General features: G+C 61.5%; 13 protein-coding genes and 1 pseudogene. 5 read left to right on the top strand and 9 right to left on the bottom strand.

Annotation, left to right across the window (positions count from 1 at the left end):
- Position 1: 1 nt before the first annotated feature.
- The 8 genes and pseudogenes from ACK83U_RS14680 to ffh form a co-directional block, all read right to left on the bottom strand.
- Positions 2-880 carry an amino acid ABC transporter permease gene (locus tag ACK83U_RS14680; protein WP_112607903.1) on the bottom strand — a complete coding sequence of 293 codons (879 nt, stop codon included), beginning with the start codon at positions 878-880 and terminating at the stop codon, positions 2-4.
- A 34-nt stretch (positions 881-914) separates the two neighbouring features.
- Complete coding sequence (locus ACK83U_RS14675; RefSeq protein WP_015341482.1) at positions 915-1,712, bottom strand: basic amino acid ABC transporter substrate-binding protein; 798 nt, start codon at positions 1,710-1,712, stop codon at positions 915-917.
- 212 nt (positions 1,713-1,924) lie between these two features.
- Positions 1,925-2,467 carry a 50S ribosomal protein L19 gene (rplS, locus tag ACK83U_RS14670; RefSeq protein ID WP_015341481.1) on the bottom strand — a complete coding sequence of 181 codons (543 nt, stop codon included), beginning with the start codon at positions 2,465-2,467 and terminating at the stop codon, positions 1,925-1,927.
- Positions 2,468-2,736: 269 nt separating this feature from the next.
- A complete protein-coding gene (gene trmD, locus ACK83U_RS14665) occupies positions 2,737-3,429 on the bottom strand; it encodes a tRNA (guanosine(37)-N1)-methyltransferase TrmD (RefSeq protein ID WP_112607901.1) in 693 nt (230 codons plus the stop codon).
- Between the two features lie 24 nt (positions 3,430-3,453).
- A complete protein-coding gene (rimM, locus tag ACK83U_RS14660) occupies positions 3,454-4,047 on the bottom strand; it encodes a ribosome maturation factor RimM (RefSeq protein ID WP_112607899.1) in 594 nt (197 codons plus the stop codon).
- Positions 4,048-4,222: 175 nt separating this feature from the next.
- A pseudogene (gene rpsP, locus ACK83U_RS14655) lies at positions 4,223-4,581 on the bottom strand (30S ribosomal protein S16).
- A gap of 125 nt (positions 4,582-4,706) precedes the next feature.
- Positions 4,707-5,009, bottom strand: a complete 303-nt coding sequence (locus ACK83U_RS14650) for a chorismate mutase (protein WP_069614775.1) — start codon at positions 5,007-5,009, stop codon at positions 4,707-4,709.
- Positions 5,010-5,027: 18 nt separating this feature from the next.
- Positions 5,028-6,620 (bottom strand): signal recognition particle protein, encoded by a 1,593-nt coding sequence (ffh, locus tag ACK83U_RS14645; RefSeq protein WP_112412904.1) that lies wholly within the window; start codon positions 6,618-6,620, stop codon positions 5,028-5,030.
- 375 nt (positions 6,621-6,995) lie between these two features.
- Between ffh and ACK83U_RS14640 the strand changes: the two genes are divergently transcribed.
- Both ACK83U_RS14640 and ACK83U_RS14635 read left to right on the top strand, forming a co-directional pair.
- Positions 6,996-7,985 (top strand): hypothetical protein, encoded by a 990-nt coding sequence (locus ACK83U_RS14640; RefSeq protein WP_112607897.1) that lies wholly within the window; start codon positions 6,996-6,998, stop codon positions 7,983-7,985.
- Entirely contained in the window at positions 7,982-8,998 is a 1,017-nt protein-coding gene (locus tag ACK83U_RS14635) for an MBL fold metallo-hydrolase (protein ID WP_112607895.1), read from the top strand. The genes ACK83U_RS14640 and ACK83U_RS14635 overlap by 4 nt, the downstream gene beginning before the upstream one ends.
- A 77-nt stretch (positions 8,999-9,075) precedes the next feature.
- On the opposite strand, the gene ACK83U_RS14630 is transcribed toward ACK83U_RS14635, so the two are convergent.
- Positions 9,076-9,519 (bottom strand): SRPBCC family protein, encoded by a 444-nt coding sequence (locus tag ACK83U_RS14630; protein WP_162708046.1) that lies wholly within the window; start codon positions 9,517-9,519, stop codon positions 9,076-9,078.
- 368 nt (positions 9,520-9,887) lie between these two features.
- On the opposite strand from ACK83U_RS14630, the gene dapF reads away from it, so the two are divergent.
- From dapF to ftsY, 3 genes are read left to right on the top strand one after another with little or no spacing between them, the layout of a single operon-like run.
- Positions 9,888-10,793 (top strand): diaminopimelate epimerase, encoded by a 906-nt coding sequence (gene dapF, locus ACK83U_RS14625; protein WP_112607893.1) that lies wholly within the window; start codon positions 9,888-9,890, stop codon positions 10,791-10,793.
- Positions 10,790-12,064: a tRNA (N(6)-L-threonylcarbamoyladenosine(37)-C(2))-methylthiotransferase MtaB gene (mtaB, locus tag ACK83U_RS14620; RefSeq protein ID WP_112607891.1), complete on the top strand. Its 1,275-nt coding sequence runs from the start codon at positions 10,790-10,792 to the stop codon at positions 12,062-12,064. The genes dapF and mtaB overlap by 4 nt, the downstream gene beginning before the upstream one ends.
- Positions 12,065-12,082: 18 nt before the next feature.
- Entirely contained in the window at positions 12,083-13,621 is a 1,539-nt protein-coding gene (gene ftsY / locus ACK83U_RS14615) for a signal recognition particle-docking protein FtsY (RefSeq protein ID WP_112607889.1), read from the top strand.
- Positions 13,622-13,656 lie beyond the last annotated feature (35 nt).

Below are 13,656 nucleotides of genomic sequence, written 5' to 3'. Positions count from 1 at the left end.
ATCATACCTGCGCGCCCGGCGGCTGGCTCGCGGCCAGGCGGGGGAAGGCGGAGCGGTCGCTGCCGGAGCGGCGGCGCATCCAGGCTTCGAGCTGTCTGAGCAGCAGCGACAGACCGATTGTCAGCAGCAGGTAGATGAAGGCAAGGATCGACAGGGTTTCGAAGTAGCGGAAATTCGCCGAGTAATAGAGCTTGGCGAGCTGGCTGATATCGGCAACCCCGAGTACGGAGACCAGCGAACTGTCCTTCACCATGGCGATGAAATCATTCGACAGCGGCGGCAGGATGACGCGGATCGCCTGGGGAAAGACGACGAGGCGAAAGCGCTGGAAGCGGCTGAGGCCGAGCGCCTTTGCTGCTTCGATCTGGCCCTGGTCTACCGCCTGGATGCCGGCGCGGAAGATTTCGGCGATGAAGGACGAATAGGCGATGGTCAGCGCGATGATCGTACGCCAGACGAAGGGCACGTCGCGGGTGACGAGCGGGCTTGCCCAGCCGGCGGAGATCAATGGCGAGACGACAACGTTATAGACGGCGACGAAGGCCGGCGTGCCGACGAATGCGATGTAGGAAAGCAGCACCAGTATCGGAATGCCACGCACGATCTCGATATAGAAGCGCGCGACCTGTCGCAGCACCAGGAAATCCGACAGGCCGAGTAGCGCCAGCCCGAGGCCGAGCAGCACAGCCAGCGTAAAAGCCACCAGCGTCACGAAGACCGTGACGCCGATGCCATTCAGCAGAAGAGAAAAAATCTGGGCATAGAGGCCGTTCGCCGCAATTGCGAATGAGGCGACGATGCCGAGGATAGCGAGGGCGACCAGCCACCAGGGAAAGTCTTCCTTGCCGCGGTGCCCGCCCGGGCCTGCCAAAGGCGCCATCAGAGCGGGCTTCCAATATATCGATCTTCAGAATTCATTGGCCCATCTTGTAGTCGAGGAACCACTTCTTGTTCAGCGCGTCGAGCGTGCCGTCGGCCTTGAGGCTGGCGATGGCGGCATTGATCGGGGCGACGAGATCGGAACCCTTCTGGAAGATGAAGCCGAAATCCTCGGTGCCGAGCGGGCCGCCGACGAGCTTCAGGCCGCCATTGGAGGCATCGACATAGCCCTTGCCGGCCGTGCCGTCGGTCAGCACCGTATCGACGTCACCGGTTTTCAGTGCCTGTACGGTGGCACCGAAGGTTTCGAAGGTCTTGATGCGCGGGTTCTGCTCGTTGCCGTCAAGTACCGAATAGACGGCGGTGTAGAAGGGTGTCGTGCCCGGCTGCGCGCCGATCAGGCCGTCCTTGAAGGCGGCGAAGCTCTTGGCGTCGGTGAAGCGCTTCTCGTCTCCGCGCACGAGCATGAATTGCTCGGAGCGCATGTAGGGATCGGAGAAATCGACCTTCTGCTTGCGGTCGTCCTTGATGGTGATGCCGGTCATGCCGATGTTGTACTGGCCTTCCGAGACGGCCTGGATCATCGCATCCCAGCTGGTGTTCTGGTACTCGACCTTGAAGTTCAGGCGCTTGGCGATCTCGTTCATCGCGTCATATTCCCAGCCGATCGCCTTGTTCGTCTTCGGATCGATGAACTGCAGCGGCGGATAGGCATTCTCGGTAACGACGACCACCGTCTTGCCGTTCAGGTTCGGCAGGTCGGCGGCGAAGGCAGCGAAAGGTGCAAGCACGAGGGCGCTGAGGCCCAGAAGGAACGAACGACGGAATGCCATGGAAATCTCCCCGATTAGCGTGGCGGAAAACTGTCATATTTGCAAAGCGTATGGCAAGGCCATTGCCAATGGCGCAATAACCAAAATGAAAAAGTAACTCTAATACAGGCGGCAGGCGGAGAAATTTCCTGTTAGCCCGAGCTTGTTTGTGGCCGATAAAAAAGGCGACCCAAGGGCCGCCTTCAAGCTTTGCAATCCATATGGATCGAAACTTATTCTGCTGCCGGCTCGGCTGCTGCGGCTGCAGCAGCTTCTGCAGCTGCCTTTGCTTCTGCGGCTTCGGCTGCAGCCTTTTCAGCTGCGAGCGCCTGAGCGGCTGCAACCTTCTCGGCTTCGATGCGTGCCTTTTCTTCGGCGAGAGCCTGACGCTCGGCGTCGTTGAGCTTGCGGGCGCGGGTGCCGGTGTTTTCGACGATACGGGCAGCCTTGCCGCGTAGGTCGCGCAGGTAGTAGAGCTTGGCGCGACGGACCTTACCGCGGCGAACGACTTCGACGCTTTCGATCATCGGCGAGTAAACCGGGAATACGCGCTCGACGCCTTCGCCGTAGGAGATCTTGCGAACCGTGAAGTTTTCCTGCAGGCCGCCGCCGGAGCGAGCGATGCAAACGCCTTCATAGGCCTGAACGCGGGTACGGTTGCCTTCCGTGACCTTCACGTTGACGCGAACGGTGTCGCCAGCGGAAAATGCGGGAAGGGTGCGCTTGGCTTCGATCTTGGCAGCCTGTTCGGCTTCCAACTGCTGAATGATATTCATAGTATCAACCTCGTTGTTGCTTCAACAGCCAGAGCGCTCATGATTCTATCTTTGGTCGGACCGTTAGATCACGCCTCGGATATATGCCCGTTCAGGCAGGAGCGAATACGTCTGCTCTTCTTTGCTGGTTGATGGGAAATTTCCCATGCCGGGCGCGCACATACCCTATTGTCACGCGTTTGTCACCCCTTGGCGAGGAATTAAGTGGCGCTTGTCGGCAGTTTCGCGGCCATATTTCAAGGATATCGCTCATCCAGCCGGTGCTGTCGCTATTTCTTCTGCAATTCGTCCAACAAATCCGGTCGACGCTCCTTCGTCAGTCGCTCGGCCTGCTCTTTCTGCCATTTGGCAATTGCCGCGTGGTTACCGGAGGTTAGGATTGCCGGAATCTCGCGGCCTTCCCAGATCTGCGGGCGGGTATAATGCGGATGCTCCAGCAGGCCGCCTTCGAAGCTTTCGTGCAGGCCAGAGAGATCGTTGCCCATGACGCCGGGCAGGATGCGGACGATGGCGTCGAGCAGGATCAACGCAGCCGGCTCGCCGCCCGAGAGGATATAGTCGCCGATCGAGATTTCTTCGAGGCCGCGGCCGTCGATGACGCGCTGGTCGACGCCTTCGAAGCGGCCGCAGACGATGATGACGCCTTCGCCGCCTGCAAGCTCGCGCACGCGCTTCTGCGTCAGCGGCTTACCGCGCGGGCTCATCAGCAGGCGCGGACGACTGTCATTTTCGCTGGTATGGTCGATGGCGCGGGCAAGCACATCCGGCTTCAGCACCATGCCGGCGCCGCCGCCGGCCGGCGTGTCGTCGACGGTGCGGTGCTTGTCGGTCGCAAAATCACGGATCTGTACAGTGTCGAGCACCCATTGCCCGCGTTCCATGGCCTTGCCGGCAAGGGACGTGCCGAGATGGCCCGGGAACATCTCGGGATAAAGCGTCAATATGGTCGCCCGGAAACTCATGGCGCGCTCACTTCCCAATAAGGATCACTTCTTCTTCGGCTTGCTCTGCGGCTTCTCGGGTGTTTCCGGCTTTTCTGGTTTGCCGATCAGGTCGTCGGGGCTGTCGATCAGGCCAGCGGCCAGCGGGTCGATCACGATCTTGCCGCCCTCGAGGTCGATCTCAAGCACCGCGGCCTCGGAAAAGGGGATCAGCACGGGGCGCTTGCCCGGCCCCTTCAGCTCCAGCAGATCGCCGGCGCCGAAATCATAGACGCCGCTGACCGTGCCGTAGCCGGTACCCTGGTCGTCGACGGCCTCCAGCCCTTCGAGATCGGCATAGAAGAATTCGTCGTCGTCGAGTTCGTCATCAGGCAGGTTCTCGCGCTCGATATAGAGTTCCAGCCCGTTCAGCGCCTCGGCGGCATTGCGGTCGTTGACGCCGCGAAAGCGCACCACGACCACATTCTTGGCCTCGCGGATTTCCAGCACCTCGAAGCTGCGGCCGTCCATGCTGTGGAGGTGGCCGTAATCGCCGAGCGCGGTCGGATCCGACGTATAGGCGCGCGCGCGCACCTCGCCTCTCAAGCCTTGCGCCGCGCCGATGGTGGCCATCAATACCGGGTTTTGCAGTTTCGTCATGGTCTCTTCGCCGATTACCGGGATTATGCAGCAGATCCGAATTGCTCCAGCGACCTTTGCGCGTGACGCGCGGCGCTGTCGTTGGTTCTCTCATAGGCTGAACATTTGCCGATGGGAAACAAAAAACGGGCGGCATGTCGCCATGCCACCCGCTTTCAATCAATGCCAGGTCCGATTACTCGGAAGCAGCAGCGGCGTCAGCAGCCTTCTGAGCCTTTTCGGCAGCGCGCTCCTGAGCCTTCTTGCCCGGCTTTGCCTTTTCCGGGTTGTTCTTGGCTTCGCGCGTCGCGATGCCGGCTTCGTTGAGGAAGCGCAGAACGCGGTCGGTCGGCTGTGCGCCGTGGTCAAGCCAGTGCTTGATGCGCTCGGCCTTGAGTTCAACGCGCTTGGCGTCGTCCTGGCAAGCATCGGGTTCCAGGAGCCGAGGGTCTCCAGGAAACGGCCGTCGCGCGGCGAGCGAGCGTCGGCTACGACAACGTGGTAGTACGGGCGCTTCTTGGAGCCACCGCGGGCGAGACGAATTTTCAGTGCCATGTTAATTCTCCTTAGGCTTTTCTTGACCGCTTCGTTGTGCGGTATGGTTACGTCGCGCTGCTTTTTTCGTGCCGTGTAATCCCTGTCGAAAACGTCCTGCCTCTTCTGGGTCACGCGGCCAGGGATTACCCTTTGAAATCCGCAGCGATCTGTTCATGATGCCGGATGACTTCCTTGATGACGAAGTTCAGGAACTTCTCGGCGAAATCCGGGTCCAGATTTGCGTCCTTTGCCAGGCGGCGCAGGCGCTCGATCTGAAATTCTTCGCGCGCCGGGTCGGCCGGCGGCAGGTCGTACTTGGCCTTCAACACGCCGACCTCTTTGGTGCAGCGGAAGCGTTCGGCCAGCATATGCACCAGTGCGGCATCGATATTGTCGATCGACTGGCGGTATTTGCCCAATTGGGCCTTAACGTCTGGATCAATCATGGGGGTCAACGATCCTTCTCACTTCTTCTTCGGCAAACCCGGAAGCCCCGGGAAACCACCGCCGAGGCCTGGCAATTTGGCGCCGCCGAGACCGGGCAAACCGCCCCCGCCGCCCAGACCTGGCAAGCCACCCGGCAGACCGCCGGGACGGCCGAGGCCTGCAGCTTCGGCCTGCTTCTGCAGGGCTTCCAACTGCTTGGGGTCCATGTTCGACAGGTCGGGCATGCCGCCGGCCATACCCCCTAGGCCGCCGCCAAGGCCCATCTTGCCGGCGAGGCCGCCCATCAGCTGCTTCATCATGCCGCCTTTACCCTTACCGCCCATCATCTTCATCATGTCCGCCATCTGGCGGTGCATTTTCAGAAGCTTGTTGATGTCGGAGGCGTCGGTGCCGGAGCCGGCGGCGATGCGCTTCTTGCGGGAATGCTTGAGGAGGTCCGGATTGGCGCGCTCGGCCTTGGTCATCGAGGAGATGATGGCGAGCTGGCGCTTGAACAGGCGGTCGTCGAGGCCGGCAGCGGCCATCTTGTCCTTCATGCCTGACATGCCGGGCATCAGGCCCATGATGCCGCCCATGCCGCCCATCTTCTGCATCTGGCCGAGCTGATCGGCGAGATCGTTAAGGTCGAACTTGCCCTTGGCCATCTTGGCGGCCATGGCGGCTGCCTTCTCGGCGTCGATATTCTCGGCCGCCTTCTCGACGAGCGACACGATGTCGCCCATGCCGAGGATGCGGTCGGCGATGCGGCGGGGATGGAATTCCTCCAGCTCGCCCATCTTTTCGCCGACACCGATCAGCTTGATCGGCTTGCCGGTGACTGCGCGCATCGAAAGGGCGGCACCGCCGCGGCCGTCGCCGTCCATACGGGTCAGTACGAGGCCGGTGATCCCTACGCGCTCGTCGAAATTGCGGGCGAGGTTGACGGCGTCCTGACCGGTCAAGCTATCGGCGACCAGCAGGATTTCGTGCGGATTGGACTTCTTCTTGATATCCGCCATCTCGACCATGAGCGGCTCGTCGATATGCGTACGGCCGGCGGTGTCGAGGATGACGACATCATGGCCACCGAGCTTGGCGGCCTGCACGGCGCGAGCGGCAATATCGGTTGGTGACTGGCCGGATATGACCGGAAGCGTGTCGATGCCCGTCTGCACGCCGAGCTGGCGCAGCTGCTCCTGCGCCGCCGGACGGCGCGTGTCGAGCGAGGCCATCAGGACCTTCTTGCGGTCGCGGCTTGTCAGGCGGTTGGCGATCTTGGCCGTGGTCGTGGTCTTACCCGAGCCCTGCAGACCGACCATCATGACGACGACCGGGGCAGGCGCATTAAGATCGATGCCCACGCCTTCGCCGCCGAGCATTTCGATCAGCTCGTCGTGGACGATCTTGACGACCATCTGGCCGGGCTTGATCGACTTCAGGATTTCGGCGCCAACGGCCTTTTCGCGGACGCGATCGGTAAAGGAGCGAACGACATCCAGCGCCACGTCGGCTTCGAGCAGCGCGCGGCGAACCTCGCGCAGTGCCGCGGAAACATCGGCTTCCGAAAGCGCGCCGCGGCCAGTCAGTCCATTCAGAATGGAACCAAGACGGTCCTGGAGGTTTTCAAACATCGGTTCTTCCTTATCGATCGCTTGGGATTGGACTTGGCGCAATTTGCGCGGTTCCTCGCCCGAAAACGTCGTGCTTTTCCATGACGAAAACAAGACGCAAAGCCAAAAAGCACCCGAGGGCGCATCGCGCTGTCGGGTGTTGACCTCCGGGATCTCTTTATACCTAAATGGGTCCCGGTCGGTGGCTCGGAGGCTTGTGCTCGTCGCAGATTGCGGGCGATAAACAGGAAAAGGCCGGCAAAGTCAACCCAATGCGACCGAAATGCCTGAAATGCACGGATGACATCCCCATATCGATGTCGATTTGACGGTATCACCGTCTTCGAATTGTTGTATCGATCCCAGCCGTCAAGTGATTCCCCGAGACCGTTCCGAATGAATGATGCAGCCCTGACCGATCTTCTTGCTGCCTGTCGCGCTTACGCCGGCGGCAGGGTGGACACCCGTTTCAACGTCGCGGCGCAAGCCTTCTATGCGAGTGCCAAGGCCCAGCCGAAGATCGCGGCGCGGGCGGCGCGCGAGCTCAGCCGCCTGCCGCCACCTGGAGCCGCCGTTCTTGCCAATATGCTCGGCACCATCGTCGAAAAGGGCGGTGCGGTGGAGCGCAGCGGTCCAGCCGTCTGGGAGCTCTATCTGGCGTGGCTGCCGCAGATTCACCGCGGCTTTGCCGGCCGCAAGGAGCTTAGCCCACGGCAAAGGCAGCTGCTCGACGCTTTTCAGCTGCTCGGCCAATCGGTAGTTTCGCATCTTTCCGGCATGCCGCAGGAGCGTGCACTCGCTGCCGGCAACAAGGCGCTGATGGCGATGCTTGCGGAATTGCAGGATTATACGCCGGGTGCAGCCTGGGTCCGCCAAGTGCTCTTGAGCCGCAGCGACGATCTGCTGCTGCTGCATCTGCCGAGCCGTCAGGGTTTTCGCCTGCGGTATGGGAATATCGTCAATTGCTTTCATCTGTTCACGCTCATCCAGGCGGCCTTCGGCGAGAGATTGCCCGGCGGTCGGGCGCCCAACCGGTTCATTGTCGATATGGCGCGCTGCGTGACCGTGGTCGAAGAGGGCAATGACGAGCCCTGGTGGCGCTACCAGACGGTGCGGCCGGATGAGCCAGGCCTTGCCGATATTTCCGGCGAGGAATCCGTCGAGACGATTTTCCGCATCGATGGTCGGCAGATCATTGTGCTCTCACCTCCGGTCGAAGGCGCGGCGTTGTGGGATACCAGCTTCTTCACGCCGCAGCTCTTTGCCATGCCGGCGAATGTCGTGCTTGAGGAGACGCTGACGCCTTCCGAGGCCGAAGAATGGTTTGCCAAAGCCGGCTTTCCCACCGCCGAGGCGGCAGGTACCCAAGGAGCGGACAAGCCATGACAAGCTCCTCCCGCTCTGCCAGGAAGAATCCCTATTATCAAGGTCCGGTTTCCGATCATTTCGACGGCCGGCGTTTCTTCAACCCGGGCGGCGTAGCGCCGGGCAATGCGCTCGATCTTTTGCGCTGGCAGCTCGGCGGCGGGCGGGTGCGCTGGCCCAATCCCGTCATCAGCGCCTTTCCGCCGGCCAAGCCGGACCGGCATGTTTTCGGCGAGCAGATGCGGGTCACCATGATCGGCCATGCGTCGATGCTGGTGCAGGTCGCCGGGTTGAATATCCTGACCGATCCTGTCTGGTCGGAGCGGGTCAGCCCCTTCCGCACCGTCGGGCCGAAGCGCGTGGTGCCGCCCGGCATCCGCTTCGAGGATCTGCCCCATATCGACCTCGTGTTGGTGACGCATAATCACTACGACCACCTCGATCTCGCCACCCTTGCCCGCCTGCAGCAGGCGCATCGGCCAAAGATCGTCACGCCGCTCGGCAACGATACGATTATCCGCCGTACCGTTCCGGATGCCGACATCACCGTTGTCGACTGGGGCGATCGCGTTGAGGTCAGAGGCGGAGTGACGATCGATACCGAGCCCTGCCATCATTGGTCGGCGCGCGGCATGGGCGACCGGCGCATGGCGCTATGGGCGGCATTCGTGCTGACCACGCCGGCAGGCAAGATCTATCATGTCGGTGATACCGGCTTTCACGACGGCATCAACTATGACGCCGTCCGGCAAAAACATGGCGGCTTCCGCCTCGCGATCCTGCCGTTTGGTGCCTATGAGCCGCGCTGGTTCATGAAGGGCCAGCACCAGAATCCGGAAGAGGCGGTCAGGGGCATGAAGCTCTGCAACGCCGCATATGCCGCCGGGCATCACTTCGCGACCTTCCAGCTGACGGACGAGGGCATCGATGCGCCCGTTCATGCGTTGGATGCCGCGCTGAAGGCAGAAAGCGTCGAGTCGGAGCGGTTTCGGCCGCTAAGGGCTGGCGAGGTTTTTGACGTTCCGGTTGTGTGAGCGTTGGCGCTTGGGCCGAAAGTTCCTTCTCCCCCTGGGGAGAAGGGGTTTTCAGAAAGCCCTATGCCTATCTCGACTTACTGCGTAATCTCAGGCTCGACGAGTTTCGCCAAATTGATCAGCGATTCCTGCCAGCCGAGATAGCAGGCCTCCGGGGGAATGACGTCCGGAATGCCGGCCTGGGTGATGTTGACCTCGGTTCCCACCAGCACCTTTTTCAACGTCACCGTCACTTCCATTTGGCCGGGCAGGTTGGGGTCGTCGAACCTGTCTGTGTAACGCACCAGTTCGCCGGGAACGAGCTCGATATATTCACCGCCGAAAGCGTGGACTTCACTGGTGGTAAAATTGCGGAACGACATCTTGAACGCGCCGCCGACTTTTCCTTCGAAGTGGTGCACGCTGCAGGCAAAGCCATTCGGCGGCAGCCACTTGGCAAGTGCGTCGGCTTCGATGAATGCGCGATAGACTTTCTCCGGGCTTGTGGCGAGGACGCGATGCAGGCTTATGGTATTCGGCATGGTCATAATCCCTATGGTTTGACGGAGTGGACAAGCCTAGGACGTGGCAATGTTTGACAATCCGACATGGCGAATGATTTTTTCTGGAAATAAATAACGTCAAGGCTGCTTGGCGGGATTTTCGTTGCGGTCAAAGCACGAGCCACCCGTACTCGTGGTTCGAGACGGCCTTGCAGGCCGCCCCACCATGACGACTATGTCCTTTATTTGGATTGCAACTCGCTCCGCCCTCATCCGGAGCCCGTCGAAGGATCGGGGTGGCCCGGAGACCGCGGCCAAATCTGAAAATTGTCGTCCTTCACGTCCCACTGGTAATTCCCCCGCATTTCCGCCATATACAGCTCGAAAACACTGACGGACATGACATCATGAGCAATACGGTCGAATTCGCGAGGATGAACGGGCTTGGCAACAAGATCCTGGTCGTCGACATGCGCGGCCGCAAGGATGTGGTGACGGCCGAGGCGGCGATCGCGCTCAATGCCGATCCAGCAACCCAGTTCGACCAGATCATGGCGATCCATGACCCGAAGGTTGATGGCACCGATGCCTGGATCGATATTCTGAACTGCGATGGCACGAAGGCGCAGGCCTGCGGCAACGGCACGCGCTGCGTCGTGCAGGCGCTGGCGGCCGAAACCGGCAAAAAGGTGTTCACCTTCCAGACCGTCGCCGGCATCCTCAATGCCAGAGAGCATGAGGACGGCACGATCTCGGTCGATATGGGCACGCCGGTCTTTGACTGGGACAAGATCCCGCTTGCCGAGGAATTTGCCGATACCAGCCGCATCGAGCTGCAGATCGGGCCGATCGACAATCCCGTCCTGCATTCGCCTTCCGTGATGTCGATGGGCAATCCGCACGCAATCTTCTGGGTGGACAGGGACCCGATGTCCTTCGATCTCGATCGCTTCGGCCCGCTGCTCGAAAACCACCCGATGTTTCCCGAGCGCGCCAATATCACGCTGGCACAGGTGCTTTCGCCAACGCTTCTACGCACCCGCACCTGGGAGCGTGGCGCCGGCCTGACGCTTGCCTGCGGTTCGGCCGCCTGTGCAGCTGCCGTCAGCGCCGCGCGTACCGGCCGCACCGGCCGCAAGGTGACGATCGAGGTTGCCTCTGCGCCTGCGCCAGGCAAGCTCACCATCGAATGGCTAGACAGTAACGACCATGTCGTCATGACTGGGCCTGCCGAATGGGAATGGTCCGGCACGGTCGATCCGGTCACGGGCAGCTTCTCGCGCGATCCGGAGCAGGGGGCTCAGGCGCGGTGAGCGGGGTCGAGGTCATTACCTTCGGCTGTCGTCTCAATACCTATGAATCCGAAGTGATGAGGGCCGAGGCGGAGAAAGCCGGGCTCAACAATGCCATTCTGGTCAATACCTGCGCCGTAACAGGCGAAGCCGTGCGCCAGGCGCGGCAGGCGATCCGCCGCGCGCGGCGTGACAATCCGCATGCCCGCATCATCGTGACAGGTTGCGCGGCGCAGACCGAGAAACAGACCTTTGCAGAAATGGCAGAAGTCGATGCCGTGCTGGGCAATGAGGAGAAGCTGAAGAGCACCTCCTACCGCTCCCTGCCGGATTTCGGCGTTTCGGCGGAAGAGAAGCTGCGCGTCAACGACATCATGAGCGTGCGGGCCACCGCGCCGCAGATGATCCGCCACATCGACGGTCACGTGCGAGCCTTCATCCAGGTGCAGAATGGCTGCGATCACCGCTGCACCTTCTGCATCATCCCCTATGGCCGCGGCAATTCGCGCTCCGTGCCCATGGGTGCCGTTGTCGACCAAGCCCGCAATCTGGTCGAAAGCGGCTATCGCGAGATCGTGCTGACCGGCGTCGATGCCACGAGCTATGGTGCTGATCTGCCGGGAACGCCAACGCTCGGCCTGCTTGCCAAGACGCTGCTGAAGCAGATCCCGGAAATCCGCCGGCTGCGGCTGTCTTCAATCGACAGCATCGAGGCCGATCAGCATCTGATGGACCTTATCGCCGACGAGCCGCGCTTCATGCCGCATCTTCATCTCTCGCTGCAGCATGGCGACGATATGATTCTCAAGCGCATGAAGCGACGGCACTCGCGCGCTGACGCCGTGCGTTTCATCGAGGATGTGCGCCGCCTGCGCCCCGAGACGAGCTTCGGCGCCGATATGATCGCCGGTTTCCCGACGGAAACGGAAGAAATGTTCGCCAATGCCGTCGGCCTGGCTGAAGAGGCCGGCATCGCGCATCTGCATGTTTTCCCTTACAGCCCGCGTCCCGGCACACCCGCCGCCCGCATGCCGCAGCTCGATCGCGGCCTGATCAAGGAACGCGCCGCCCGCCTGCGCGAGGCCGGACAGAGATTGCACCAGGCGCATCTCGACAAGATGGTCGGCACGCGGCAATGGCTGCTTGTGGAGAATGGCGGGCTGGCGCATACGGAAAACTTCACGCTTGTCGCCGCCCCCGGCCTTCGGCCGCGCGACCTTGTGCAGGTCGCAATCACCGGCCACAATGGCAAGCACCTCGACATGCAACTTCTGGCCGCCGACGCGGCCTAATGCTTCAACGGACACTTCATGGCGCTCGGTTTCATCAAAAAAGTCTTCACCTTCGGCCGTGAAAAGCCGGCCGAGGAGCTGGCGCCTGCGGAGGATTTGACTGGGGTTGACGCGCCTGTCGTGGATGTTTCGCCGGCGTCAGAACCTGCCGAGCCTGCATCACCCCCCTCTGTCCCTTCGGGACATCTCCCCCACGAGGGGGGAGATCGGTTGGAGGGTGAAGCGCCGGTTGAGCAAGAGGGTCAAAGCGAGGCAGATGCTTCCGGCGCGAAAGAGATCGAGGCCGCCGAGGCTTCCGGTTCCCTTGAGGTCGAGTCGCAAGAGCAGCCCGAAGATCGTCAGGCAATCGAACCGGAGCAAGCTGCAGATACCGAAGCTAATCTAGTTTCGGAAGAGCACCCCATCGAACCGATTTCCCCCCTTGTGGGGGAGATGTCCGATAGGACAGAGGGGGGTGAAGAAGCTTCGGCAAACTCTGACCTTTCGTCGAAGAACGCAGAAACGCCGACAGCCCCGGAGCCCTCATCCGAAATCAGCGAACCCTCGGCCGAAGCCCCAATCCTCCCCAAGGGCTTCTCCACAGTCGCGTCGGCTCCCGCACCCGTTCCGGAATCCCCGAAGCAAAAGCTCTCCTGGTTCCAGCGCCTGCGAGCCGGGCTGGCGCGCACCTCGTCGCAGCTGAGCGGCCAGATCGCGGCGCTTTTCACCAAGCGCAAGCTTGACGATCAGACGCTGCAGGATCTGGAGGATCTGCTGATCCAAGCCGATCTCGGTGTCGAGACGGCGATGCGGGTCACCGATACGCTCGCCTCGGAGCGCTATGGCAAGGATGTGACGGGCGAAGATGTCAGCCGCATCATGGCGCAGGAGATTGCCAAGGTGCTGAAGCCGGTCGCCAAGCCCCTGCAGCTCGATCTCAGTCACAAGCCGCATGTGATCCTTGTTGTCGGCGTCAACGGCACCGGCAAGACGACGACGATCGGCAAGCTGGCGGCGAAGCTCTCCAGCGCCGGGTTGAAGGTTACGCTGGCCGCCGGCGATACGTTCCGTGCGGCTGCCATCGAGCAGCTGAAGATCTGGGCCGAGCGCACTAAGTCGGATTTCATCGGTACCAAGATCGGGGCGGATGCCGCCGGCCTTGCCTTCGATGCCTTCCAGCAGGCCAAGGCCAACAAGAGCGACGTTTTGATCATCGATACCGCCGGGCGTCTGCAGAACAAGGCGGAGCTGATGGCCGAGCTGGAAAAGATCGTGCGCGTGCTCGGCAAGCTCGATCCGGATGCGCCGCATACCGTGCTGCAGACGCTTGATGCGACGACCGGCCAGAACGCCTTGAACCAGGTGGAAATCTTCCGCAATGTTGCCGGCGTCAACGGGCTAATCATGACGAAGCTCGACGGCACGGCCCGCGGCGGCATCCTCGTCGCCATTTCGGCCAAGCACAAGCTGCCGGTCTATTTCATCGGCGTCGGCGAGGGTGTAGACGATCTCGAGCCGTTCGAAGCCGAGGATTTTGCCCATGCCATTGCCGGTACGGGGGCTGTAAACAGCCAATGAATGACAAGAACAAATTCGATGACAAGTTTGATGAC

This window comes from Rhizobium sp. WW22 (assembly GCF_047041135.1).
In the GTDB taxonomy this organism is placed as follows: domain Bacteria; phylum Pseudomonadota; class Alphaproteobacteria; order Rhizobiales; family Rhizobiaceae; genus Rhizobium.
The sequence above is the reverse complement of the archived record's forward strand: the minus strand, read 5'-3'. Positions and strand labels throughout refer to the sequence as shown.

Bases quoted from the DNA above. Each gene is read 5' to 3' on its own strand.
- ACK83U_RS14680 (WP_112607903.1), bottom strand. From the start codon at position 880: ATGGCGCCTTTGGCAGGCCCGGGCGGGCACCGCGGCAAGGAAGACTTT.
- ACK83U_RS14675 (WP_015341482.1), bottom strand. From the start codon at position 1,712: ATGGCATTCCGTCGTTCGTTCCTTCTGGGCCTCAGCGCCCTCGTGCTT.
- rplS (WP_015341481.1), bottom strand. From the start codon at position 2,467: ATGAATATCATTCAGCAGTTGGAAGCCGAACAGGCTGCCAAGATCGAA.
- trmD (WP_112607901.1), bottom strand. From the start codon at position 3,429: ATGAGTTTCCGGGCGACCATATTGACGCTTTATCCCGAGATGTTCCCG.
- rimM (WP_112607899.1), bottom strand. From the start codon at position 4,047: ATGACGAAACTGCAAAACCCGGTATTGATGGCCACCATCGGCGCGGCG.
- ACK83U_RS14650 (WP_069614775.1), bottom strand. From the start codon at position 5,009: ATGATTGATCCAGACGTTAAGGCCCAATTGGGCAAATACCGCCAGTCG.
- ffh (WP_112412904.1), bottom strand. From the start codon at position 6,620: ATGTTTGAAAACCTCCAGGACCGTCTTGGTTCCATTCTGAATGGACTG.
- ACK83U_RS14640 (WP_112607897.1), top strand. From the start codon at position 6,996: ATGAATGATGCAGCCCTGACCGATCTTCTTGCTGCCTGTCGCGCTTAC.
- ACK83U_RS14635 (WP_112607895.1), top strand. From the start codon at position 7,982: ATGACAAGCTCCTCCCGCTCTGCCAGGAAGAATCCCTATTATCAAGGT.
- ACK83U_RS14630 (WP_162708046.1), bottom strand. From the start codon at position 9,519: ATGCCGAATACCATAAGCCTGCATCGCGTCCTCGCCACAAGCCCGGAG.
- dapF (WP_112607893.1), top strand. From the start codon at position 9,888: ATGAGCAATACGGTCGAATTCGCGAGGATGAACGGGCTTGGCAACAAG.
- ftsY (WP_112607889.1), top strand. From the start codon at position 12,083: ATGGCGCTCGGTTTCATCAAAAAAGTCTTCACCTTCGGCCGTGAAAAG.